A 21,713-nucleotide genomic window follows, 5' to 3' on the forward strand; every position below is an offset into this window, starting at 1 on the left:
GAGGCCCGGATCCGGCGGTCCGGTCCGGGGCTTCCGGTCACCCCGGGCTGACGCCGACCTGCGCCCAGGAGGCCGTGACGGTGTCCGCGATCGAGGACTGGTCGGGGTAGCGGGCCTCGGCGGCGGCCACGGTGGCCCGGGCGAAGGCGGTGAAGCCGGCGTCGGCCGGCAGCGTGCGCCCGGTCAGCGCGTCGTACCAGATCCGCCCGGCGCGCTCCCAGGCCGAGCCGCCGAGGGCGGTGGCCAGCAGGTAGAACGCGTGGTTGGGGATGCCGGAGTTGATGTGCACCCCGCCGTTGTCCTCGGCGGTGTTCACGTAGTCCCGCATGTGTGCGGGCTGCGGGTCCTTGCCGAGCCGGGGGTCGTCGTAGGCGGTGCCGGGCGCCTTCATCGAGCGCAGTGCCACGCCCTGGATCCCGGGGGCGAGCAGGCCGGCGCCGATCAGCCAGTCGGCGTCGGCGGCGGACTGGTGCAGCGCGTACTGCTTGACCAGCGAGCCGAAGACGTCGGAGACCGACTCGTTGAGCGCGCCGGGCTGGTCCTGGTAGTCCAGTCCGGCGGTGAACTGGGTGACGCCGTGCGTGAGTTCGTGGCCGATGACGTCGATGCAGGCGGTGAAGTCGCCGAAGATCTCGCCGTCGCCGTCGCCGAAGACCATCTGGTGGCCGTTCCAGAAGGCGTTGTCGTAGTTGCGGCCGTAGTGGACGCTGGCGTCCAGCCGCAGGTCGTGGTCGTCGATCGAGTGCCGGCCGAAGGCGTCGGCGTAGAGCGCGAAGGTGGCGCCGAGGCCGTCGTAGGCGTGGTTGACGGCGGCGTCGGTTACGGCCGCCTGGCCCTCGGTGCGCGCGGTGCGCCCGGGCAGTCGCCGACCGTGGCCGGCGTCGGAGACCACCCGGTCGAGTCCCGGGGCGCCGCCGGCGGGCGGGGGCGGGGAGAGGCGGGCCGCACGGTGGGCGGCGTCGAGTGCGAGGGAGTGGACGGCGGCTTCGTGACCGGCCTCGGCGAGGCGGTCCAGGACGTACGGCGGGACGATCGCGCAGATCGGTACTGCTGCAGTCATGTGGCCCAGGGTGAGGCCCCGGTGACCGGATGTCATCACCCTTGACATGACCGGTCGACGTCTCAAGGAGTGGAACGGGGGCCCGGATCACTTCGGGGGCGCGCGGCGCTGGGTTACGCTGGGTCCCATCATGCGCAACGGGCTGCTTCTTCTTAGCTGCCGCGTCGAGGGCCTGTAGTCCACTGGGGCCGGCTCCCTCGCCGCGGGGAACGAGCTGTGCGCGTCATCGGGCGACCCAACGGCGGGTCGTGCAGCGGCAGCAGAGGCCGGCCAGTCGGTGTTGATCCCTCCCGACCCGCCCGCACCACGCATCCACAGGAAGCCGAGAGTCACCTCCATGACCGAGCAGACCTCCGCCGCGTCCGTCCCCGCCGCCCCGGCCTTCGTCGACCGGCCCACCCCGATCACCGCCGCCTCCGTGCGCCAGCAGCCCTCGGGCATGCGGTACGGGCGCTACCTGCCGTTCGGCGCCGTGGACCTGGCGGACCGCACCTGGCCGGACGCCGTGATCACCAAGGCGCCGCGCTGGCTCTCGACCGACCTGCGGGACGGCAACCAGGCCCTGATCGACCCGATGTCCCCGGCCCGCAAGCGCAAGATGTTCGACCTGCTGGTCGCGATGGGCTACAAGGAGATCGAGGTCGGGTTCCCCTCCTCCGGGGCGACCGACCACGCCTTCGTACGGTCGCTGATCGAGGAGGGGGCGATCCCCGAGGACGTCACCATCTCGGTGCTGACGCAGGCCCGCGAGGAGCTGATCGAGAAGACCGTCGAGTCGCTGGTCGGCGCCCCGCGCGCGACCGTCCACCTGTACAACGCGACGGCGCCGCTGTTCCGCCGGGTGGTGTTCCGCAACGACCGGGCGGCGACCAGGGCGATCGCCACCGACGGCACCCGGCTGGTGATGGAGTACGCGGAGAAGCTGCTGGGCGACGACACCGTCTTCGGCTACCAGTACTCGCCGGAGATCTTCGTCGACACCGAGCTGGACTTCGCGCTGGAGGTCTGCGAGGCGGTCATGGACGTCTGGCAGCCCGGCGAGGGCCGCGAGATCATCCTGAACCTGCCGGCCACCATCGAGCGGGCCACCCCGAACGTCCAGGCCGACCAGTTCGAGTGGATGTCGCGCAACCTGTCGCGCCGCGAGTTCGTCTGCCTGTCGGTCCACCCGCACAACGACCGCGGCACCGCCGTCGCCTCCGCCGAACTGGCGTACATGGCGGGCGCGGACCGCATCGAGGGCTGTCTGTTCGGGCAGGGCGAGCGGACCGGCAACGTCGACCTGGTGACGCTGGGGATGAACCTGTTCTCGCAGGGCATCGACCCGCAGATCGACTTCTCCGACATCGACGAGGTCCGCCGCACCGCCGAGTACTGCAACCAGATGGAGGTGCACCCGCGCCACCCGTACGCCGGTGACCTGGTGTACACCTCCTTCTCCGGCTCGCACCAGGACGCCATCAAGAAGGGCTTCGACGCCCTGGAGGCGGACGCGAAGGCGGCGGGCGTGCCGGTGGAGGAGCACACCTGGGGCGTGCCGTACCTGCCGATCGACCCGAAGGACGTCGGCCGCACGTACGAGGCGGTCATCCGGGTCAACAGCCAGTCGGGCAAGGGCGGGGTGGCGTACGTCCTGAAGAACGACCACAAGCTGGACCTGCCGCGCCGGATGCAGATCGAGTTCTCCCGGATCATCCAGGCCAAGACCGACGCCGAGGGCGGCGAGGTCACCCCGGCGGAGATCTGGCGGGTCTTCGAGGACGAGTACCTGCCGACCACGGGCAACCCGTGGGGCCGGCTGTCGCTGAGCGGCTCGCGCACCCTGACCACCGAGGACGGCCGGGACGCGCTGACCGCGGAGGCCGTGGTGGACGGCGCCCCGGTTGCGCTGAGCGGTACCGGCAACGGCCCGGTCTCGGCCTTCGCGGACGCGCTGGCCAGGATCGGCTTCGACGTCCGCGTCCTGGACTACGCCGAGCACGCGCTGAGCGAGGGCGGTGACGCCCAGGCCGCCGCGTACGTCGAGTGCGCGGTGGACGGCAAGGTGCTGTGGGGCGTGGGGATCGACGGCAACACCGTGCTGGCCTCGCTGAAGGCGATGATCAGCGCCGTCAACCGGTCGCAGCGCGGGTAGTTCGTACGAGTGGCACGCGGCGGGGCCGTCCTGCGGGGCGGCCCTTCGCCGTGCTCCGGCACCTCCGTCGGGGCGCTGTGTCCTGCGCCACATTTTTTGGGATCGGAAGCCGTTCGAGGTACTGACACGTGCCGGTAACCGTGGCAACATCGATCCACCGGAAAGCCGGGTCGGTGGGACGGCCCGGTGTCCGGTCGCGTGACCTGCCCATCGTCGAGCAGGCCGCCTGCCATGTCTGGGGAGTGGCGCCGTGACCAGGTTGTGGGGTGTTCGCCCGCGGTGGCGGACTGACGTTCTCGGTGACTTCTTCTGCCCGGGCTGCGGCGGGGACCGCAACTACCGCCGGCAGCACGGCCGGCGGTGGCTGCGGTTGCTGGGCACCCCGGTGCTCCCGCTCGGACCGGTGATCGGCAGCGTGCAGTGCACCAGCTGCCACGGCCGGTACGGCGTCGAGAGCCTGGAACAGCCGACCTGCGTGCGACTGGGCGGGATGCTGCGGGACGCGCAGTACACCATCGCGCTGACCCTGCTCGCGGCCGGCGGCACCGCCCACCGGGCGGCCCGCGAGGCGGCCTGCGCGGCGGTGCGCGAGGCCGGGTTCGAGGACTGCGGCGAGGCCCAGGTGCTGGCCGCGCTCGCGGCGCTGTCCGGACTCGGCGGCGAGCTCTACGAGGCCCACGAACTGGAGTCGCCCCCCGGCCGGAGGCTGGGGGACACCGGCGGCCTGGCCGTGGAACTGCACGCGGTGCTCGAACCGCTCACCCCCCACATCGCCCACCAGGGCCGCGAGCGGCTGCTGCTGCAGGGCGCGGCGATCGCCCTGGCCGACGGTCGGTACCTGCCGCAGGAGCGCGAGGCGCTGGCCGCGGTCGGGCGCTGCCTGGACCTGCCGAAGGCCCGGGTCGGGGCGCTGCTGGAGGCGGCGACCCGGACCCCGTACAAGTAGCCCGACCCGGGCGCACGACGGGCCGCGAGCGCAGCGCCGACCCCGCGGGACACCGTCGACGGCCGTCGGTCACCGCCGGCCCCCGAGACACCGTCGACCCCCGGAGACACCGCTCACCCCCGAGACACCGCCCACCCCCGGCCCCTGCGGCCACGTCACACCCCTGACCGTCGACCCCGACCGTCGACCACCCGTGGACCATCTCCGAGATCCCCCACAAAAACGGGCCCGAACCCCCCTCCGGGCCCGCCGTGACCCGCACCGCAGTGGTCCTCCCCCACGGCCCCGGTGCGGGCAACACGGCTGTCCGCGGTTGTCCGCGGCTGGGGGACAATGGTCCCCATGAGTCTTTTCCGGGACGACGGCGTCGTGTTGCGGGCGCAGAAGCTCGGCGAGGCCGATCGGATCATCACCCTGCTGACCCGCCAGCACGGCAAGGTGCGGGCGGTGGCGCGCGGGGTGCGGAAGACCAAGTCCAAGTTCGGTGCCCGCCTGGAGCCGTTCTCGCACGTGGACGTGCAGTTCTTCAGCCGGGGGAGTGAGTTGGTCGGCCGCGGGTTGCCGCTCTGCACCCAGGTGGAGACCATCGCGCCGTACGGCGGGTCGATCGTCACCGACTACGGCCGCTACACCGCCGGCACGGCGATGCTGGAGACGGCCGAGCGCTTCGCCGAGAACGAGGGGGAGCCCGCCGTGCAGCAGTACCTGCTGCTGGTGGGCGGGCTGCGCACGCTGGCGGCGGGGCTGCACGAGTCGCACCTGGTACTGGACGCCTTCCTGCTGCGGTCGCTCGCGGTGAACGGGTACGGCGCGAGCTTCACCGACTGCGCCAAGTGCGGCCTGGACGGGCCGAACCGTTTCTTCTCGCTCCAGGCGGGCGGGGTGCTCTGCGCGGACTGCCGTGTCCCCGGATGTGCCGTACCCTCCCCTGAGACACTGGTACTGCTCGGGGCGCTGTTGTCAGGGGACTGGCGGACGGCCGACGCCTGCGAGCCGCGGTACTGGCGGGAGGGCAGCGGCCTGGTCGCGGCCTATCTGCAGTGGCACCTGGAGCGGGGCATCCGCTCGATGAGATACGTGGAGAAGTGAGCACATGGCAGCGCGACGGCTCTTCGGCGGCGGCAAGCAGCGGGCGTACGCGCCCCCGACCCCGCACCCCAGCGGCGCACAGCCCCCGAAGATCCCCGGTGAGCTGGTCCCCGGCCACGTCGCCATCGTGATGGACGGCAACGGCCGCTGGGCCAAGGAGCGCGGACTGCCCCGCACCGAGGGCCACAAGGTCGGCGAGTCCGTGGTGCTGGACGTCCTCGCCGGCGCCATCGAGCTCGGGGTCAAGAACATCTCGCTGTACGCCTTCTCCACCGAGAACTGGAAGCGCTCGCCCGACGAGGTGAAGTTCCTGATGAACTTCAACCGGGACGTCATCGCCCGCCGCCGCGAGGAGATGGGCGCGATGGGCGTGCGGATCCGCTGGGCCGGCCGGATGCCCAAGCTGTGGAAGAGCGTCGTCCAGGAGCTCCAGGTCGCCGAGGAGCACACCAAGGACAACGACGCCGTCACGCTCTACATGTGCGTCAACTACGGTGGCCGGGCCGAGCTGGCGGACGCGGCGCAGGGGATCGCCCGCGACGTCGCGGCCGGGAAGCTGGACCCGAAGAAGGTCAACGAGAAGACCCTCGCCAAGTACATGTACCACCCGGACATGCCGGACGTGGACCTCTTCCTGCGCCCCAGCGGGGAGCAGCGCACCTCCAACTTCCTGCTCTGGCAGTCGGCCTACGCCGAGTTCGTGTTCCAGGACGTGCTCTGGCCGGACTTCGACCGGCGGGACCTGTGGCGCGCCTGCGAGCAGTACGCGATGCGTGACCGGCGCTTCGGCGGGGCGATCCCGAACGAGCTGCCCGCCCCGCGGCCGTCCCAGTTCTGACGCCGACCGGACGGGCCGGCGCAGCCCCCGCGTACGACGAAGAGGACCCACCGGGCAGATCCCGGGGGTCCTCTTCGTCGTGCGCGGGCCGCGAGCGGACGGCGTGCGGGGCTCAGGCCTTCTTGGCGCACTCCGCGCAGGTGCCGAAGATCTCCAGCGTGTGCGCGATGTCGCTGAAGCCGTGCTCGGCGGCGACGGAGTTCGCCCAGCGTTCCACCGCGGGGCCCTCCACCTCGACGGTGGCGCCGCAGTGCCGGCAGACCAGGTGGTGGTGGTGCCCGCTGCTGCACCGGCGGTAGACCGCCTCGCCGTCGGCGGTGCGCAGCACGTCCACCTCACCGGCGTCCGCGAGCGACTGCAGGGTGCGGTAGACCGTGGTCAGACCGACGGAGTCCCCGCGGTGCTTGAGCAGGTCGTGGAGCTCCTGCGCGCTGCGGAAGTCCGCGATCTCGTCCAGGGCCGCCGAGACGGCGGCACGCTGCCGGGTCGATCGGGCGCGCGGCGACGGGCCTGCGGTGGTCACCGTGGGTCCTCCTGGGGTCGTGGTCGTCTCGCACCTCATTGTGCCAGCCCGGCCCGCCCCTCAGGGGCGGTCGTGCCGGAGGAAGTGCGGTCCGGCGACTGGACCGGCAGTTCGACGTCGCAGACCTTCGGTCCCTGCTCGGTGTCGGCGCGGTGGCGCCGCCGGGCGAGCGGCGCGGCGAGCGCGCTGAACACCGCGAAGACCGCGATGGCGAGCAGCACGATGGCCGGGCCGGAGGGCACGTCGAGCTGGTACGAGCCGGTGACGCCGGCCAGCGAGACCACCACGCCGAGCGCGATCGAGGCGGCCTGGGTGGCGGCGAAGGAACGGGTGAGCTGCTGGGCGGCGACCACCGGGACCACCATCAGGGCGCTGACCAGCAGCAGTCCGACCACCCGCATGGCGACGGTGACGGTGACCGCGGCCATCACGGCCAGCAGCAGGTTGAGGGTGCGCACCGGCAGGCCGGTCACCCGGGCGAAGTCCTCGTCCTGGCAGATCGCGAAGAGCTGGCGGCGCAGGCCGACGGTGACCGCGATGACCACCGCGCCGAGCACCGCGATGGCGGCCAGGTCGGCGGGGGCGACGGTGAGGATCGAGCCCCACAGGTAGCTCTCCAGCGAGCCGGCGCCGGCTTCGGCGGAGAGCGAGACGAGCAGCTTGCCGCAGGCCATGCCGCCGTAGAAGAGCATCGCGAGGGCGATGTCGCCGCGCTGGTTGCCGCGCGAGCGGACCAGCTCCATGGTGACGGCGCCGAGCACGCAGACCAGCACGGCCATCCAGACCGGGCTGGTCTGGAAGATGAAGCCGAGGCCGACGCCGGTCATCGCGACGTGGCCCATGCCGTCGCCCATCAGGGCCTGGCGGCGCTGCACCAGGTAGATGCCGACGGCGGGGGCGGTGATCCCGACCAGGACGGCGGCGAGCAGGGCGCGCTGCATGAAGTCGTAGGACAGCATCTCGGTCATGCGAGCAGCCTCGGCGGGGTCAGGTCGGCGTGCGGGTGGACGTGGTCGTGGCCGGGCAGCGCGTGCAGGCCGGTGTTGGGCACGGGCGGGCCGTCGTGGGCGACGCAGCCGTCCCGCAGGACGACGGCGCGGTCGATCAGCGGCTCCAGCGGCCCGAGTTCGTGCAGGACGAGGAGGACGGCGGCGCCGCGGCCGACCTCGGTGCGCAGGGTTTCGGCGAGCACCTGCTGGCTGGCGGAGTCCACGCCGGCCATCGGCTCGTCCATGATCAGCAGGTCGGGGGAGCCGACCAGGGCGCGGGCGATCAGCACCCGCTGCTGCTGGCCGCCGGACAGGTCGGCCACGCCGTCCCCGGCCCGCTCCAGCATGCCGACGGCGGCCAGGGCGCGGTCCACGGCCTCGCGGTCCTTGCGGCGGAACGGCAGCAGCCGGTGCTGGGGCAGCCGGCCGGTGGAGACGACCTCGCGCACGGTGGCCGGGACGCCGGAGGCGGCGGTGGTGCGCTGCGGGACGTACCCGATGCGGTGCCAGGCGCGGAAGGAGCCGTACGGGGCGCCGAACAGCTCCAGGGTGCCGTGCTCCAGGGGGACGGAGCCGATCACGGTCTTGACGGTGGTCGACTTGCCGGAGCCGTTGGCGCCCAGCAGGGCGACGACCTCGCCGGGCCGGACGGTGAGGTCGACGCCGCGCAGCACCGGTCGGCCGCCGCGGGAGGCGACGGCGTCACGGAGGCGGACGGCCGGGGGTATCGCGTGGGTCATGGTGTTCGCGTCCCGTCAGCTGGTGGCGGCAGGGGTGGTGGCGTCCTGGCCGGCCGGGGTTGCGGCCGGGGTGGCGTCCGGGGTGCTGCTCGCGGCCGGGGTGTCCGGCGCGGCCGGGGCGTCGGTGCCGGTCGTGGTGCTGGCGCCGAGGGCGGCCCGGAGGTTGGCCAGGTTCTGCTTCATGACGGTGAGGTAGTCGTCCTTGGAGGTGTCCTTGACGCCCTCCAGCGGGTCCAGGACGGCGGTCTTGAGGCCGAGGTCCTTGGCGACGGTGTCGGCGAGCTTGGGGCTGACCAGGGTCTCGAAGAAGATCGTGGTGACGCCGTTGTCCTTGGCGGCCTTCTGTACGGCGGCGAGGCGGGCCGGGGTGGGCTCGGACTCCGGGTCGACGCCGTTGATGGCGACCTGGGTGAGGCCGTAGTGGTCGGCGAGGTAGCCGAAGGCGGCGTGGCTGGTGACGAAGGTCCTGGTCCGGGTGTCCTGCAGTCCGGCCCGGAAGTCCTGGTCGAGCGCGGTGAGCGAGGTGACCAGCGCGTCGGTGTTCTTCCGGTAGTCCTCGGCGTGGGTCGGGTCGGCCTTGGCGAACTCGTCGCCGACGCTCCTGGCGATCGCCGCGTAGCGGGTCGGGTCGAGCCAGATGTGCGGGTCGCCGGCCGGGCCCTCGTGCTTGTGGCCGTCGGCCGCCTCGCCCTCGTCGAGGTGGTGGTCGACCAGCGGGCTGGCGGCGGTGGCGTCGATCCGGTGCTTGCTGGAGGACTGCGCGACGGCCTGGTCGACGGTGGGCTGCAGGCCCTTGAGGTAGATGATCGCGTCAGCCTTCTGGACGGCGCCGACCTGCTTGGCGGTGAGCTCCAGGTCGTGCGGCTCGACGCCGGCGGCGGTGAGGTCGGTGACCGTGACGTGCTCCTGGCCGATCTGCCGGGCGAGGAACTCCATCGGGTAGAAGGACGCGACGACCTTGAGCTTGCCGTTGCCGCTGTCGGCACTGCTGCTGCCTCCGCAGGCGGTGAGGACGAGGGAGGAGACGAGGGCGGTGGCGGCGAGGGCTATGGAGCTGCGGGTACGTCGTCCGATCATCATGACAATCATTCTCATCTCAGATGGAAATGATTGTCAACTCACTCGGACGGGTGAACGGCAGGTGGCGAAGAGTGGGGGCCGCCGGACGATACCGATTTGAACCACGTACCCATATGGCCGGTAACCTGAGGTATTCGGGTACGCGCAACCAGCCGTGCCCTGACCGTGCCGTACGTACTGAAGAGAGCACTGTGGCCGCCGACAAGATCGACACGATCGTCAGCCTGAGCAAGCGCCGTGGCTTCGTCTACCCCTGCAGCGAGATCTACGGCGGCACGCGTGCCGCCTGGGACTACGGGCCGCTGGGTGTCGAGCTCAAGGAGAACATCAAGCGCCAGTGGTGGCGCGCGATGGTCCAGGCCCGTGAGGACGTCGTCGGACTCGACTCGTCGGTGATCCTCGCCCGCGAGGTCTGGGAGGCCTCCGGCCACGTCGCCACCTTCAACGACCCGCTGACCGAGTGCCTCTCCTGCCACAAGCGCCACCGGGCCGACCACCTGGAGGAGAAGTACGAGGCCAAGCACGGCTTCCCGCCGCCGAACGGCCTCAAGGACGTCAACTGCCCCGACTGCGGCACCAAGGGCCAGTTCACCGAGCCCAAGGACTTCTCGGGCATGCTGAAGACCCACCTCGGTGTCACCGAGGAGGCCAGCGGCCTGGCGTTCCTGCGCCCCGAGACCGCCCAGGGCATCTTCACCAACTTCAAGGCCGTCCAGACCACGTCGCGCAAGAAGCCGCCGTTCGGCATCGCCCAGACCGGCAAGAGCTTCCGCAACGAGATCACCCCCGGCAACTTCATCTTCCGGACCCGCGAGTTCGAGCAGATGGAGATGGAGTTCTTCGTCAAGCCCGGCGAGGACGAGCAGTGGCACGAGTACTGGCTGCAGCAGCGCTGGGACTGGTACGTCGGCCTCGGCCTGCGCACCGAGAACATGCGCTTCTTCGAGCACCCGAAGGAGAAGCTCTCCCACTACGCCAAGCGCACGGTGGACATCGAGTACCGCTTCAACTTCGGTGGCAGTGAGTTCTCCGAGCTGGAGGGCGTCGCCAACCGCACCGACTACGACCTGCGGGTGCACAGCGAGGCGTCCGGCCAGGACCTGAAGTACTTCGACCAGGAGTCCGGCGAGCGCTACTTCCCGTACGTCATCGAGCCGGCGGCCGGCCTCAACCGCGCCATGCTGGCCTTCCTGATCGACGCCTACTTCGAGGACGAGGCGCCGAACGCCAAGGGCGTCATGGAGAAGCGCGTCGGCATGCGGCTCGACCCGCGCCTGGCCCCGGTCAAGGTCGCCGTCCTGCCGCTGTCGCGCAACGCCGACCTCTCGCCGAAGGCCCGCGGCCTCGCCGCCGACCTGCGCACCGCGTGGAACGTCGAGTTCGACGACGCCGGCGCGATCGGCAAGCGCTACCGCCGCCAGGACGAGATCGGCACGCCGTTCTGCGTCACCGTCGACTTCGACACCCTCGAGGACAACGCGGTGACCGTCCGCGACCGCGACACCATGTCGCAGGAGCGCGTCTCGCTGGACCAGGTCAAGGCGTACCTCGGTGCGCGCCTGATCGGCTGCTAGGTCGGGTCCTCCCGCCGGGGAGCCCCCGTCCACCCCGAACCGGGGCGGGCGGGGGCTCCTGCTTCTGCTCCACGCACCGGGCGTCGGCCGCTGCCTCGGCCGGACGGGCCCTAGCGCCGTCCCCAGCGGGAGCGCGGCGCCGCGGGCGGGGTGGTCGGCAGGCCGGCCGCGCGGAGGGCGGCGAGGGTGGCGCGGTGGCGGGGGCCGTCGGCGAGCAGCGCGCCCAGCAGCTGCCCGTACAGGTCCCGGCTGCCGGCACCGTCCAACGCGGCTGCCAGGCGCACGAGTTCGACGGGCGGTCGGAGCGCCGCCAGCGCGTGCAGCAGGTCGGTGGCGAGCGCGGGCGGCAGCTCGGTGGCGAGCGAGGCGAGGTCGGCGGTGGGGCGGCCGACGGCCTGGCGCAGCAGGGTCCGGACGTCGCCGAGCCGGCCGTGCTGCTGGAGGCAGGCGGCGAGGGAGGTCAGTTCGGGCGTCGGTGCCGAGCCCCACTCCCACAGGAGCGTCGCGCTGTCGGCGTTCTGCCCGGCCCGCTCCAGTGCCGAGAGCAGCCCGGGGACGGAGGCGGCGGGGTAGGCCCAGAAGGCGTGGAACAGCGCGGCGGCCTCCTCGGCCAGGCCCAGTTCGCGCAGCTCCGCCAGGACGGCGACGGCGTGTTCGGGCGTGGATCGCGCGGCGCCGCGGGCGAGGTCGAGGGAGGCGCCGGTCGGGCCGTACCGGGCGAGCATGCCGACCAGCAGCGCGGCGTCGGCGGCGTCGAGGCGGGTGGCGGCCTGGTCGAGCAGCTCCGCGGCCTCGGTGAGGGCGCCGGTGCGGTGGAGGGTGGTGATCCGCTCGGTGAGGGCGCCGATATCGGGGCGGGCGGGGGGCGGCGGGGCCTTCGGGGCTGCGGGTTCCGGTTCGGGCCCGGGGTCCGGAGGCTGCCGGCGGTACTGCGGTGGTTCCTGTTCCCGCTGCTGCCGGTGTCTGAGCCGGGTCTCCAACGCCTCCAGCTGGTCGCTGAGTTGGAGACACCGGGCGCCCAGCCCCTCGCGGAGGGTGCGGGCCTGGGCGAGCTGCCGCAGCAGGTCGCCGTCCGGCCGCTGCCGCCCCGGGCTGGCCCGGATCGCCTCGTTCAGTCGCCGTTCACGCTGGCTCGCGTAGCGGCTCGCGCGGAGTAACTCGTCCAGCTCTGCGCGGAGTTCGGCGGCTTGGTGCTCGCCCTCCAGCTGCTGGCCTGCGGATTGTGCCGTCGGCCGCATGCGCATGATCGCCCCAACCTGTCCATCCAGACCCTGACTGCAGGACATCCTGACGTCGGTATGTGGCTGGGGAGTTAAGAGCGCACGACCAGTCGTGCCCGAGTGGTGTCAAGGAGCGCGCAGACGGCGGTCGCGGCAAGAAGTGCGCCGGTCGCGCTCCGCAGCAGGGTCGCCTCGTAGTAGGGCCCCGGGAGGAGGACGGCGACGACGCAACCGACCGCCGTGGCGGCGACGGCGGGAAGCAGGAGGCGTACGGTGTCCCGCCGGGCGGCCGCGCCGATCACCACCAGGCCCGCCAGTGCGGCGAGTCGGGGCGTGGCGAAGGTCTGCGCGTAGCGGATCGCCAGGGCGGGCACGAGGAAGAGCGCCAGCGCCCGGCCGATGGTCGCCGCGAGCGTGGCGACGTACGGGCCGGTCGGTGAGGTCGCGGAGCGGCGGAACAGGCGGGTTGCGGTGAGGACCGCCGCCGCGGCCGCGGCGGGGAGGAGGTGGGCGCCGAGCCGGGCCAGGTTGTAGAGCAGCGCGGTGTCGTACAGCACCAGCATCAACTGGCCGTACGCCCACAGGTCGAGCGCGAAGAGGAACGGATTGCGGGGAGGGCTCCCGACCGCGGGTTCGCGCCGGGCCAGCCGGTCGATCAGCGGCGGCGTGACGACGGCCGAGAGCACGCGCAGCACCAGGTCGTCCACGGTGTACGGGTTCCGCAGGTCCCACTCGATCGCGCAGAACGCCACCGTGTACGAGACGGCGGCGAGCGGCACCAGCGGCGAACGGGCCAGCCGGACGTACAGGTCGCGGTCCAGCCGCCGGACGACGGAGACGAACGCCAGCAGGACCAGCGGCAGTTCGAGGCAGGCCTGCACCCGTAGGACGGAGGGCGCCAGCAGCTCGGGTGCGGGGAAGCGGGCGGCGAGGGAGTCGAGGCGGGGGACGTCGAACCAGCCCGGCGGCAGGTAGCGGGCGATGAAGGAGGCGTCCCCGCCGTGCACCCGGTTCACGTAGACGGCGACCAGGACCTGGTTGACGAAGACGAGCGCGACGACGGCGGCGAGGGCCGCCTCCGGGCCGATCCGGCCCGTGCGGCCCGTGCGGCCCGTTCGGCCTGAACAGCCCGTGCGGCCTGTGCGGCTCGGCGGCCGGGGCCCGGCCCGCAGCACCCCCGGCACCAGGACCAGGGAGGCGGCGGCCGAGACCACCACCGTCCCGTTCAGCAGCGGCGCGACCGTGCTCACGCGGCCAGCCGCGCCCGCGCCTCCATCAGCGCGAAGCCCAGCAGGTTCAGCCCGCGCCACTCGTCGGGCCGCTGCGCCCGGATGTCGTCCGCCGCGAGCCCGATGCCCCAGATCCGGTCCACCGGGCTGGCCTCGACCAGCACCCGCCTGCCGGTGCCCAGCAGGTACGTGCGCAGCGTCTCGTCCTGTCCGAACTTCGCGACGTTGCCCGCCACGACCAGCTCGAAGCGGCCGGCCACCCAGGTCTCGTCGTCGAAGCCCTCGACCAGTCGGCCCAGCTTCTTCGCCTCGGCGGGCGTCCGGGCCGCCAGGATCTGCCGCTCGACGGCCTCGTCCCCGAACATCCGGGCCTTGCCGGCCATCATCCAGTGCTCGGCGGACGCGTACGTCACCCCGTCGACGGTGAACTCGCCGGGCCACCACTGGCTCAGGCACTCCTGCCGGGTGCCGCCACCGCCGTTGCGGGCGGTGTGCCCCCAGAACATCACCCACTTCGGGTGCACCCCGCCGGCCGTCAGCGCGGCCAGCTCCTCGCGGCTCCGGACGGCGGCGGGGTCCCCCACGTGCATCTCGCTCATATCGTCATAGTGACACAAAGGGTCGGGGGGTAGCGACCCGGTTGCGGCGCACCACCTCGGGGGCACGCCCGCACGCCGAGGGTGGTGCGCCCGTACACCGAGGGTGGTGCGCCCGTACACCGAGGGTGGTGCGCCGGCACGCCTGGGGTGGCGCGCCCGCCCGCCGATGCCGTCAGCCCGCCGCGGCCAGCTCCAGGAAGCGCAGCCCGACCTCCGTCACCTCGTCCGCCGTCCATTCCCGCGCCGGTCCGGCGAGGCGGACCTCGGCCATGGCGAGGCCGGGGGCGGCGTCCGACCAGTGCGGGACGAACCAGATGCCCTCCTGCTCGGCGAGCGCGAGGTGCGCGGCGTTGAGGGCCCTCGCCGGGTGCGGGAGCCAGAGCTGGAAGTCGTGGGTCGGCGGGACGTCCGGGTACACGCGGGCTCCCGGGAGTGCGGCCAGGGCCGGGACGAGGGACGCGGCGTGCCGGGTGTGGCCGGCGACGCGTGGGAGGACGGTGTCCAGGCCGTCGAGGGCGGCGAGGGCGGCCGGCCACTGCTGGGAGAGTTGGCCGCCGTAGCGGTGGCGCCAGGTGCGGGCGTGGGCGGTGAGAGCGGCGTCCCCGGCGAGTGCCGCTCCGCTGATGCCGCCGAGGTCCTTGTAGTAGGAGACGTAGACGCTGTCGGCGAGGGCGGCGATCTCGTCCAGTGGCCTGCCGAAGTGGACCGTGGTGTTCCAGAGGCGCGCGCCGTCGAAGTGCACCCGGGCGCCGGTCCCGCGGGCCGCCGCGACGAGTTCGGTCAGTTCGTCCCAGGTGGGGAGGAGGAACCCCGGGTCGCGCAGCGGGAGTTCGACGGTCAGGGTGCCGAAGGGTTCGCCGAGCGCGGCGAGTTCCTCCGGCGTGGGCTGGCGCAGCTCGGTGGTGGGCCAGAGGCCGCGCAGACCGGTGAGCTGGGTGTAGGCGTGGCGTTCGTGCCGCTCGATGTGGCTGAGCGGGTGGAGGACGACGGCCGGGTTGCCGGTGCGTTCGGCGTGGTGGCGGAGCGCGACCTGCTGGGCCATGGTCCCGGTGGGGAAGAAGACCGCGTCCTCCTTGCCCAGCAGCGCCGCGGTCCGCTCCTCCAGCTCGCGCACCGGGCCGTCGCTGCCGTAGAAGTCGGGGAGGACGTCCAGGCCGTCCAGGGCGGCGAGCCGGGCGAGGCGCTCGCGGATGCTGAGGGCGCGGTCGCCGGAGAGGAACCGCTTGCAGGACATGCGGGCCGCGCGCCGCCGGTGGAGCTCGCTCTGGTCATCGGTCATCCGGTGATTGTCGGACCGGTGGCAGGAACGGACCAACTGCTTTTCCCGCAGGTCGTCGGCGCCGGACCGTCGGGGCCCCGTCCGCCTGCTCGCCGGCCCCGCCGACGGCGGGCTCCGCGCCTCCGACGAGTCCTTCGAGGCCGGCTGGTTCACGCCTGCCGTGACCGGCGACCTCCCGACGGTCCCGGGCAGCCGCAGGCGCCTCGCCGACCGGCGCAGCGGCGGCATCCCCTCGTCGGTTTTCAGGTCACCGGTCGGCGGTGAGCTTGCCGGCGACGCCCCAGTTCTCGGCCTGGTACTCCTGGATCCAGACGTACACGCTCTCGGCGGGGACCTCCAGTGCCTCCACGAAGGCCTCGGTGACCTTCCGGACCAGCTCGCGCTTCTGCTCGACGTCGCGCGGGCCCTGCTGGATGGTGACGATGGGCATCTTCGGCTCCTGATCGGGTGTTCCGTGCCGGGCATTCCTGCCGGGCCTCGTCGCCGGGTGCTCCGGCTGGGAACAGTCCATCCGATCGGGCCGCCCGCACCCAGACCCGATTCGCTCCGGCAGCGATCACGAATCCTGATCGTCGCAGCTCGGGGGCGTCTGTCGGCAGGCTTCCAGGAGCAGCCGGGGGAGCGGGGCGGAGCGCCGCACGGCGAGCGAGGTCGGCAGGGCAAGCGGGGTGCGGCAGGGGCGGAAGGCGACCCGGTGGGCGTTGGTCATCCGGGCGTTGGCGGCGTAGACCACCGTCCACATCGGGGTGCCGGTGCCGATCGACGCCAGGGTGTCCTGCAGGCTGCCGTGGACCGGGCCGAGGACCGGGGCGAAGCCGGCCCGCGCACAGGCGTCCGTCACCAGGTCCACCAGCGCCGGGTGGTTGCGGTGTTCGGTCAGCCGCAGCGGCAGGTCGGCGAGGTCGGCGAGGTCGACCTCGGGCCGGTCGGCGAGGGGGTGCCGGGCGGGGAGCGCGAGCACCAACTCGTCCTGCCAGACGGGCAGGAAGCGGAGGTCGGTGCTGCTCCCGGGGACGGCCCCGCGCACGAAGGCGGCGTCGAGGCGGCCGTCGGCCAGTCGGGCGAGCCGGTCCCGCACCGGGGCGGAGTGGAGTTCGACGTGGACGTCGGGGGCCCGGCGCTGGTAGGTGTCCAGGATCAGGTCGAGCCGGTCGCCGAGTCCGGTGACCGTACCGAGTCGGAGCACGGCGGGTGCGGCCAGGTCGGCGGCGAGGGCGCGGGCGGCGCCCTCGGCGGTCAGGACGTTCCTGGCGGCGGGCAGGAAACGCTCGCCGGCCGCGGTCAGCCGGACGTGCCGGGGCGAGCGGTCGAACAGCTCGACCTTCAACTCCCTTTCCAGACGCCGGACCTGCTGGCTGACGGCGGGCTGGCCGAGCAGCAGCTTCTCGGCGGCCCGGCCGAAGTGCAGTTCCTCGGCCACGGCGACGAAGCAGCGCAGCTGCCGTAGCTCCATGCGGCCCCCCTGCTCGATGTGCCGACGGGCCCATGGTCGCAGGCCCGGAGGCGGTCCCCGCTGCCGGGCTGGGCGGACTGGCGGGCGTGGGCCGCCGGGCGGTGGCCGTCGTTCGCCCGACGGCCTCGGTCCGCGGTCCGCGGTCCTCGGTCCGCGGCCTGCGGCCTTCGGTGGTCGGGTCAGGGCCGGGCCGCGAGCAGCTCCGTGACCAGCCGGACGGCCTCCGGGACCTCGACGTGGTCGTCCGGGGCGGCTCCGTAGTGGCCGCCGGTGGGCGTCACGACGGCGGTCGCGCCGAGGCCCCGGACGAAGAGGCGGACGTGCTCGGCCGGGTCGGGCTGGTTGACCGGGTCGTCCATGGCCTGGAGGATCCGGAACTCCCGGGCCGAGCGGCGGATGCGCTCCCAGTCGAACTCGTCCTCGAAGAAGGAGGCGAGCGCCTCGTACCCGACGGGGTGGGCGGAGGCCGACACCAGCAGCACGCCCGCGAACACCCCGTTCGCCTCGGGGTCGTGCTGCTCCAGGAAGCGCAGCACGTTGACCCCGCCGATGCTGTGCCCGACCAGGACGGTGGATTCGGCCGGGCCCGCGGCGAGCGCGGCTTCGCCGTAGGCCTCGCGCCACGGCTGCAGGCGCGGGGCTTCGGTCTCCGGCAGCCGGGGCACGGTGACCCGGTGCCCGGCCTTCGCCAACTGCTCGGTGAGGTACGGGAACCAGACGCTGTCGTCACTCGCGCCGTAGCCGTGCGCCACCACGATCTCGCTCATGGTCGATTCACTCCCCTGAATTAAAACGATCCGTAGCGTTTCGATTAGAAGGTAGCACGCTGCTAGCGTGAGGAGGTGCCTTCCGGAGAAAACCCCAGCGGAGAAGCCCGCGGTCGCCGCACCGGCGGCCGGATCCGCAGCCAGGACGCCCACGACGCCGTCCTGACCGCCGCGATCGAACTCGTCGAGGACCTCGGCTACCGGGCCGTCACCATCGAACGCGTCGCCGCCCGCGCCGACGTCGCCAAGAGCACCGTCTACCGCTGGTGGAAGTCGAAGGCGGTCCTCGTCATGGACGCCTACCGGGCCGCCGTCGAGCAGCGGATGCCCGAGCCCGACACCGGCTCGCTCGCCGACGACCTGACCGCCTTCGCCACCGCCCTGTACGGCGTCACCGCGCACCCCGTCCGGGTCCGCACGCTGCGCGGCCTCATGGCGGAGGCCCAGCTGGACCCGGCGTTCGCCGAGCCCTTCCGGGAGTGGGTGGAGACCCGGCGCGCCGTCGTGCTCGCCCTGCTCGCCCGCGGCGTCCGGCGCGGCGAACTCCCCGCCGGCGCCGACCTCCAGGCCGCCACCGACCACTTCTTCGGCCTCTTCTGGTACCGCCTACTGGTCGAGCACCAGCCGCTGGAGCCCGCCCTGGCCGCCGCCCACGTCGATCAGCTGCTGAACGGCCTCCTCGGACGGCCCGGGGCGCCGCGATCCGGACCGGGCGGACCCGGGGGTCGGTAGTACGCCTCGATCGGGGCGCGGGCCTCCTCGGGCAGGGCGGGGCCGTCCTGCGGCACCACCGGCCAGGCGCCCGACTGCGGGTTGAGGGCGACGAGTTGCTCCGTCGACAGGGCGTGGACGACGCGGCCGAGGCCGGAGCGGACGATGCCGCCGTGGCACATCCCGCACGGCTGGCAGCTGGTGTAGAGCGTGGTCCCGGCGGCCGTGGCCGGGTCGAGTTCGCGGGCCGCCCAGCGGGCGAGCTTCAGCTCCGGGTGGGCGGTGATGTCATTGTCGCGCCGCACGGTGTTGTGGGCCTCGGCGAGGATCTCGCCGTCCGGGCCGGCCAGCAGGGATCCGTACGGGGCGTCGCCCAGGGTGACCGCGTGGGCGGCGATGGCGAGCGCCCGGCGCAGCAGGGTCTCGTCGGCTTCGGTGATCACGTGGTCTCCGCCTTCCACTGGCTGGTCACGGTGGTGAGGTCCCGCCAGGCCGTCTGTGGTCGGCGGGTCTCCTCGGGGTCCCCGTGGTAGGGGTCGAACACGACGGTCTCGGCGCCGAGGTCGCGCAACTGCCGCAGGTCGCCGATGACTTGGTCGACACTGCCCACCCCGGCCGGACGCTCGGGGTCCTCGACCGGGGCGTCGGTCAGCCGCAGGGCGATGCGGGGGGCGAAGCCCGGCACCGGGTGTTCGGCCAGTACCGACCGCATCCGGGCCAGGGGCAGCCGCAGGGGGTGCCAGGCGTCGCCGAACCGGACCGCGCGTCGCAGCGCCGCCTCGCTGTGGCCGCCGACCCAGACCGGTACGGACCCGCCGTGTTGCTGCCAGGTCTCCCGCAGGACGCCCAGGTACTCGTCGGTCAGCCGGCCGCGCGCGCCGAACGGCACGCCGAGCGCGTCGAACTCCTGGCGGGCCCAGCCGACCCCCACCCCGAGGACGAACCGGCCGCCGCTGAGCCGGTCGAGGGTGCCTGCCATGCGCGCCACCAGCAGCGGGTTGCGGTACGGCAGGACGAGAACGGTCGTGCCCAGGCGCAGGCCGGTGGTGGTCCCGGCCAGCCAGGACAGGGTGGTGAACGGCTCGTGGAACGGCTCCGGGTACCGCACGGCCACGTCCGGGGTGACCGCCACGTGGTCCGACACCATGAGAAGGTCGAAGCCGAGGCCCTCCACGGTGCGGGCCCATTCGCGCAGTACGCCGGGATCGGTGCCCGGGCCGAAGTTCGGGACGTTGACGCCAAGTTGCATGCTTCGAGGCTATCCCCGTGATCATGGGCGAAGGAACGGACTCCTCCCGGTTCTGGCCGCCCGTGACCGTGGTTCTCCCGGTAGATTCGCCGGATGGCCGTGAATCTTGACGAGACCGACTGGGCGATCATCGAGCAGCTCCAGCGCGAGGCCCGGATCTCCCTCAGCGAACTGGGCCGGCGGGTCAGCCTCAGCGCCTCCGCGACCACCGAACGGGTGCGGAACCTGGAGACGCTGGGTGTCATCACCGGCTACCACGCCTCGGTGGACCTGGCGAAGGTCGGCTACCCCGTCCTCGCCGTCGTCCGGCTGAAGTACCCGGGCAACCGGCACGAGCCGCTGCGGCGGCTGCTCGCCGAGCGGCGGGAGATCCTGGAGTGCCTGCGCACCACCGGCGACGACTGCTACACCCTGAAGGTCGCGGCGACCTCGATGGAACACCTGGAGACCCTGGTCGACGAGCTGGCCGGTTTCGGCAGCACCACCACCAGCGTCGTCTACCGCCCGACGCTGCCCCTGCGCGGGCCCGCCCGGCCCTGACCGCGGATGCCCGGAAGCGGGCGCGGAGACGGACGCGGAGACGGACGCGGGTGCAGGTGCGGTGGCCGGGAACGGGGTGCGGGTGCAGGCGCGGTGGCCGGGAACGGGGTGCGGGTGCGGTGCGGGTGCGGGTACGACGGAAAGCTCCCTCGAACGGGGGAGGTCGTCCACGAACCGGCCGACCAGACTGGCGGTCGTGACCAGGGAGGCCCTACTCCCCACGAACCCAGAGGAGTTGACCCATGCGTCAGCGGATCCGCCGCACGGCCCTCGCGCTCTCGGCCGCGCTCGTCGTCGGCGCCGGAGTCCTGGCGGCACCCGCCGCCTCGGCCGCCGACCGGCCCGAACCGGTGCGGCAGGGGCTGGACGCGCTGGTGCGGGCGGACGGCGTGCCCGCCGCGCTCGCGACCGTCCGGGACCGGGACGGCCGCGTCCGCCACTTCACCGCAGGGGTGGGGGACCTGGCCACCGGGGCGAAGGCTCCGGTCGACGGGCAGGTGCGGATCGGCAGCAACACCAAGACCTTCACCGCCGTCGTCGTGCTGCAACTGGTGGGGGAGGGGAAGGTCGACCTCGACGCCCCGGTCGACACCTACCTCCCCGGCCTGGTCCGCGGCGAGGGCATCGACGGACGGAGCATCACCGTCCGCCAACTCCTCCAGCACACAAGCGGATTGGCCGACTACGAGGGGGCGCTCGACGAAGCCTCGCTCCGGGAACGGTACTTCGAGCCGCGCGAGCTCCTGGACCTCGCCCTCGGGCAGAAGCCGGTCTCCGCCCCGGGGGAGAAGTTCGGTTACAGCAGCACCAACTACGTGCTCGCCGGCCTGATCGTCCAGAAGGTCACCGGACGGCCGATCGGTGAGGAGATCGACCGCCGCGTCGTCCGGCGCATCGGGCTGCGGCACACCTACTTCCCCGCCGCGGGCGACCGCACCATCCGCGAGCCCCACCCGCACGGCTACCGCAGGGGCACCGCCGACGAGCCGCTGCAGGACTTCACGGAGATGGACCCCTCGGCGGGCTGGGCGGCCGGGCAGATGATCTCCACGGGCTCCGACCTCAACCGCTTCTACTCCGCGTTGCTCGCCGGTCGTCTCCTCCCGCCGGCCCAACTCGCCCAGATGCGCACCACCGTCCCGGTCGGGGACACCGGCATGGGCGCAGGCCTGGGGATCTTCAGCCGGCCGCTGTCCTGCGGCGGGGTCTACTGGGGGCACGGCGGCGACATCCCGGGGTACGAGACCCGGGGCGGTGCCACCGACGACGGCCGCGCCGTCACCGTGGCGGTGACCACCGTCCCGGCCGACGGCGCCGTCACCCGGCACGTCGAGGACGTCGTGGACACGGCGCTCTGCCGCTGAATCGGATGGCATCCCGGGCCCCGGGCCCCGGGCCCCGCACCCGGCGCCCGCCCTGCCCGCCCTGCCCGCCCTGCCCGCCCTGCCCGTACGGCCCGCCCGGCGCTCAGGCGCCGGTGCCCCGGGCTCCGGCCGGTTCGGCGTTCGCGCGCTCCGTGATCATGGTCGGCACGCGGCACGCGGCCCGCGACGGCCAGGTCTTCGGCCGGAGCGCCGGCGTACAGCCGGTCGGTGATCCCGGAGATCTCGGCGGTGGTGCGCTCGTGCAGCCCGCGCCCGGTGTCCGTGAGCTGCAGCCGGGAGGTCTCCGCCGGATCCGGCTCCAGCAGCTC

At 73.0% G+C, this 21,713-nt stretch carries 22 protein-coding genes; 8 read left to right on the top strand and 14 right to left on the bottom strand.

The window, feature by feature from the left end:
* Positions 1-37 precede the first annotated feature (37 nt).
* On the bottom strand, positions 38-1,060 hold the full coding sequence (locus tag ACFV04_RS13355; RefSeq protein WP_380528948.1) for a M4 family metallopeptidase: 1,023 nt from the start codon (positions 1,058-1,060) through the stop codon (positions 38-40).
* Positions 1,061-1,397: 337 nt separating this feature from the next.
* Here ACFV04_RS13355 and leuA point away from each other — a divergent pair, with 337 nt between their 5' ends.
* The 4 genes from leuA to ACFV04_RS13375 all read left to right on the top strand — a co-directional run bounded on the left by leuA (position 1,398) and on the right by ACFV04_RS13375 (position 6,067).
* A complete protein-coding gene (gene leuA / locus ACFV04_RS13360; protein WP_380347014.1) occupies positions 1,398-3,194 on the top strand; it encodes a 2-isopropylmalate synthase in 1,797 nt (598 codons plus the stop codon).
* 250 nt (positions 3,195-3,444) lie between these two features.
* Positions 3,445-4,140 (top strand): TerB family tellurite resistance protein, encoded by a 696-nt coding sequence (locus tag ACFV04_RS13365; protein ID WP_380347016.1) that lies wholly within the window; start codon positions 3,445-3,447, stop codon positions 4,138-4,140.
* A gap of 342 nt (positions 4,141-4,482) precedes the next feature.
* The gene (recO, locus tag ACFV04_RS13370; protein ID WP_360248752.1) at positions 4,483-5,229 is read left to right on the top strand and encodes a DNA repair protein RecO; all 747 of its coding nucleotides are present in this window, start codon (positions 4,483-4,485) and stop codon (positions 5,227-5,229) included.
* 4 nt (positions 5,230-5,233) lie between these two features.
* Positions 5,234-6,067, top strand: coding sequence for an isoprenyl transferase (locus ACFV04_RS13375; RefSeq protein ID WP_380347018.1), 834 nt, complete (start codon positions 5,234-5,236; stop codon positions 6,065-6,067).
* A gap of 112 nt (positions 6,068-6,179) precedes the next feature.
* Here ACFV04_RS13375 and ACFV04_RS13380 read toward each other — a convergent pair whose 3' ends face one another.
* Genes ACFV04_RS13380 through ACFV04_RS13395 form a run of 4 tightly spaced genes read right to left on the bottom strand, consistent with a single transcriptional unit; the run spans position 6,180 to position 9,396 of the window.
* Positions 6,180-6,590 carry a Fur family transcriptional regulator gene (locus tag ACFV04_RS13380; protein ID WP_189918013.1) on the bottom strand — a complete coding sequence of 137 codons (411 nt, stop codon included), beginning with the start codon at positions 6,588-6,590 and terminating at the stop codon, positions 6,180-6,182.
* Positions 6,591-6,625: 35 nt separating this feature from the next.
* Positions 6,626-7,558 (bottom strand): metal ABC transporter permease, encoded by a 933-nt coding sequence (locus ACFV04_RS13385; RefSeq protein ID WP_360248758.1) that lies wholly within the window; start codon positions 7,556-7,558, stop codon positions 6,626-6,628.
* Positions 7,555-8,319, bottom strand: coding sequence for a metal ABC transporter ATP-binding protein (locus ACFV04_RS13390; protein ID WP_360248761.1), 765 nt, complete (start codon positions 8,317-8,319; stop codon positions 7,555-7,557). Before ACFV04_RS13390 ends, ACFV04_RS13385 begins: the two co-directional genes overlap by 4 nt.
* A gap of 15 nt (positions 8,320-8,334) precedes the next feature.
* Positions 8,335-9,396 (bottom strand): metal ABC transporter substrate-binding protein, encoded by a 1,062-nt coding sequence (locus tag ACFV04_RS13395; RefSeq protein WP_380528972.1) that lies wholly within the window; start codon positions 9,394-9,396, stop codon positions 8,335-8,337.
* Positions 9,397-9,590: 194 nt separating this feature from the next.
* Between ACFV04_RS13395 and ACFV04_RS13400 the strand changes: the two genes are divergently transcribed.
* Entirely contained in the window at positions 9,591-10,973 is a 1,383-nt protein-coding gene (locus ACFV04_RS13400) for a glycine--tRNA ligase (protein ID WP_030233601.1), read from the top strand.
* A gap of 110 nt (positions 10,974-11,083) precedes the next feature.
* On the opposite strand, the gene ACFV04_RS13405 is transcribed toward ACFV04_RS13400, so the two are convergent.
* From ACFV04_RS13405 to ACFV04_RS13435, 7 genes are all read right to left on the bottom strand, one after another.
* Positions 11,084-12,217 carry a hypothetical protein gene (locus ACFV04_RS13405; RefSeq protein ID WP_380528952.1) on the bottom strand — a complete coding sequence of 378 codons (1,134 nt, stop codon included), beginning with the start codon at positions 12,215-12,217 and terminating at the stop codon, positions 11,084-11,086.
* 68 nt (positions 12,218-12,285) lie between these two features.
* Complete coding sequence (locus ACFV04_RS13410) at positions 12,286-13,443, bottom strand: hypothetical protein (RefSeq protein WP_380528954.1); 1,158 nt, start codon at positions 13,441-13,443, stop codon at positions 12,286-12,288.
* Positions 13,440-14,021: an NADAR family protein gene (locus tag ACFV04_RS13415; protein ID WP_380346199.1), complete on the bottom strand. Its 582-nt coding sequence runs from the start codon at positions 14,019-14,021 to the stop codon at positions 13,440-13,442. The genes ACFV04_RS13410 and ACFV04_RS13415 overlap by 4 nt, the downstream gene beginning before the upstream one ends.
* 172 nt (positions 14,022-14,193) lie before the next feature.
* Complete coding sequence (locus tag ACFV04_RS13420; protein ID WP_380528956.1) at positions 14,194-15,300, bottom strand: threonine aldolase family protein; 1,107 nt, start codon at positions 15,298-15,300, stop codon at positions 14,194-14,196.
* A gap of 247 nt (positions 15,301-15,547) precedes the next feature.
* On the bottom strand, positions 15,548-15,730 hold the full coding sequence (dmpI, locus tag ACFV04_RS13425; protein ID WP_380528957.1) for a 4-oxalocrotonate tautomerase DmpI: 183 nt from the start codon (positions 15,728-15,730) through the stop codon (positions 15,548-15,550).
* A 126-nt stretch (positions 15,731-15,856) separates the two neighbouring features.
* A complete protein-coding gene (locus tag ACFV04_RS13430; protein ID WP_380346205.1) occupies positions 15,857-16,753 on the bottom strand; it encodes a LysR substrate-binding domain-containing protein in 897 nt (298 codons plus the stop codon).
* Positions 16,754-16,932: 179 nt separating this feature from the next.
* On the bottom strand, positions 16,933-17,520 hold the full coding sequence (locus tag ACFV04_RS13435; protein WP_380346207.1) for an RBBP9/YdeN family alpha/beta hydrolase: 588 nt from the start codon (positions 17,518-17,520) through the stop codon (positions 16,933-16,935).
* A gap of 75 nt (positions 17,521-17,595) precedes the next feature.
* Between ACFV04_RS13435 and ACFV04_RS13440 the strand changes: the two genes are divergently transcribed.
* The gene (locus tag ACFV04_RS13440; RefSeq protein WP_380346210.1) at positions 17,596-18,252 is read left to right on the top strand and encodes a TetR/AcrR family transcriptional regulator; all 657 of its coding nucleotides are present in this window, start codon (positions 17,596-17,598) and stop codon (positions 18,250-18,252) included.
* On the opposite strand, the gene ACFV04_RS13445 is transcribed toward ACFV04_RS13440, so the two are convergent.
* Both ACFV04_RS13445 and ACFV04_RS13450 read right to left on the bottom strand, forming a co-directional pair.
* Positions 18,180-18,674, bottom strand: coding sequence for a nucleoside deaminase (locus ACFV04_RS13445; RefSeq protein WP_380346212.1), 495 nt, complete (start codon positions 18,672-18,674; stop codon positions 18,180-18,182). The genes ACFV04_RS13440 and ACFV04_RS13445 overlap by 73 nt on opposite strands.
* Positions 18,671-19,480, bottom strand: a complete 810-nt coding sequence (locus tag ACFV04_RS13450; RefSeq protein ID WP_380528960.1) for an LLM class flavin-dependent oxidoreductase — start codon at positions 19,478-19,480, stop codon at positions 18,671-18,673. The genes ACFV04_RS13445 and ACFV04_RS13450 overlap by 4 nt, the downstream gene beginning before the upstream one ends.
* A 93-nt stretch (positions 19,481-19,573) precedes the next feature.
* On the opposite strand from ACFV04_RS13450, the gene ACFV04_RS13455 reads away from it, so the two are divergent.
* Positions 19,574-20,020, top strand: coding sequence for an Lrp/AsnC family transcriptional regulator (locus tag ACFV04_RS13455; RefSeq protein WP_380346216.1), 447 nt, complete (start codon positions 19,574-19,576; stop codon positions 20,018-20,020).
* A 242-nt stretch (positions 20,021-20,262) separates the two neighbouring features.
* Entirely contained in the window at positions 20,263-21,384 is a 1,122-nt protein-coding gene (locus ACFV04_RS13460) for a serine hydrolase domain-containing protein (RefSeq protein ID WP_380528962.1), read from the top strand.
* Positions 21,385-21,713: the final 329 nt, after the last annotated feature.

It is taken from the genome of Kitasatospora sp. NPDC059599, from assembly GCF_042735125.1.
In the GTDB taxonomy this organism is placed as follows: Bacteria; Actinomycetota; Actinomycetes; order Streptomycetales; family Streptomycetaceae; genus Kitasatospora.

Excerpts from the sequence above, each read along its gene's own strand:
- ACFV04_RS13435 (WP_380346207.1), bottom strand. The coding sequence starts at position 17,520 with ATGAGCGAGATCGTGGTGGCGCACGGCTACGGCGCGAGTGACGACAGC.
- leuA (WP_380347014.1), top strand. The coding sequence starts at position 1,398 with ATGACCGAGCAGACCTCCGCCGCGTCCGTCCCCGCCGCCCCGGCCTTC.
- dmpI (WP_380528957.1), bottom strand. The coding sequence starts at position 15,730 with ATGCCCATCGTCACCATCCAGCAGGGCCCGCGCGACGTCGAGCAGAAG.
- ACFV04_RS13405 (WP_380528952.1), bottom strand. The coding sequence starts at position 12,217 with ATGCGCATGCGGCCGACGGCACAATCCGCAGGCCAGCAGCTGGAGGGC.
- ACFV04_RS13355 (WP_380528948.1), bottom strand. The coding sequence starts at position 1,060 with ATGACTGCAGCAGTACCGATCTGCGCGATCGTCCCGCCGTACGTCCTG.
- ACFV04_RS13390 (WP_360248761.1), bottom strand. The coding sequence starts at position 8,319 with ATGACCCACGCGATACCCCCGGCCGTCCGCCTCCGTGACGCCGTCGCC.
- ACFV04_RS13415 (WP_380346199.1), bottom strand. The coding sequence starts at position 14,021 with ATGAGCGAGATGCACGTGGGGGACCCCGCCGCCGTCCGGAGCCGCGAG.
- ACFV04_RS13375 (WP_380347018.1), top strand. The coding sequence starts at position 5,234 with ATGGCAGCGCGACGGCTCTTCGGCGGCGGCAAGCAGCGGGCGTACGCG.
- ACFV04_RS13450 (WP_380528960.1), bottom strand. The coding sequence starts at position 19,480 with ATGCAACTTGGCGTCAACGTCCCGAACTTCGGCCCGGGCACCGATCCC.
- ACFV04_RS13395 (WP_380528972.1), bottom strand. The coding sequence starts at position 9,396 with ATGATCGGACGACGTACCCGCAGCTCCATAGCCCTCGCCGCCACCGCC.
- recO (WP_360248752.1), top strand. The coding sequence starts at position 4,483 with ATGAGTCTTTTCCGGGACGACGGCGTCGTGTTGCGGGCGCAGAAGCTC.
- ACFV04_RS13420 (WP_380528956.1), bottom strand. The coding sequence starts at position 15,300 with ATGACCGATGACCAGAGCGAGCTCCACCGGCGGCGCGCGGCCCGCATG.
- ACFV04_RS13385 (WP_360248758.1), bottom strand. The coding sequence starts at position 7,558 with ATGACCGAGATGCTGTCCTACGACTTCATGCAGCGCGCCCTGCTCGCC.
- ACFV04_RS13430 (WP_380346205.1), bottom strand. The coding sequence starts at position 16,753 with ATGGAGCTACGGCAGCTGCGCTGCTTCGTCGCCGTGGCCGAGGAACTG.
- ACFV04_RS13455 (WP_380346216.1), top strand. The coding sequence starts at position 19,574 with ATGGCCGTGAATCTTGACGAGACCGACTGGGCGATCATCGAGCAGCTC.
- ACFV04_RS13460 (WP_380528962.1), top strand. The coding sequence starts at position 20,263 with ATGCGTCAGCGGATCCGCCGCACGGCCCTCGCGCTCTCGGCCGCGCTC.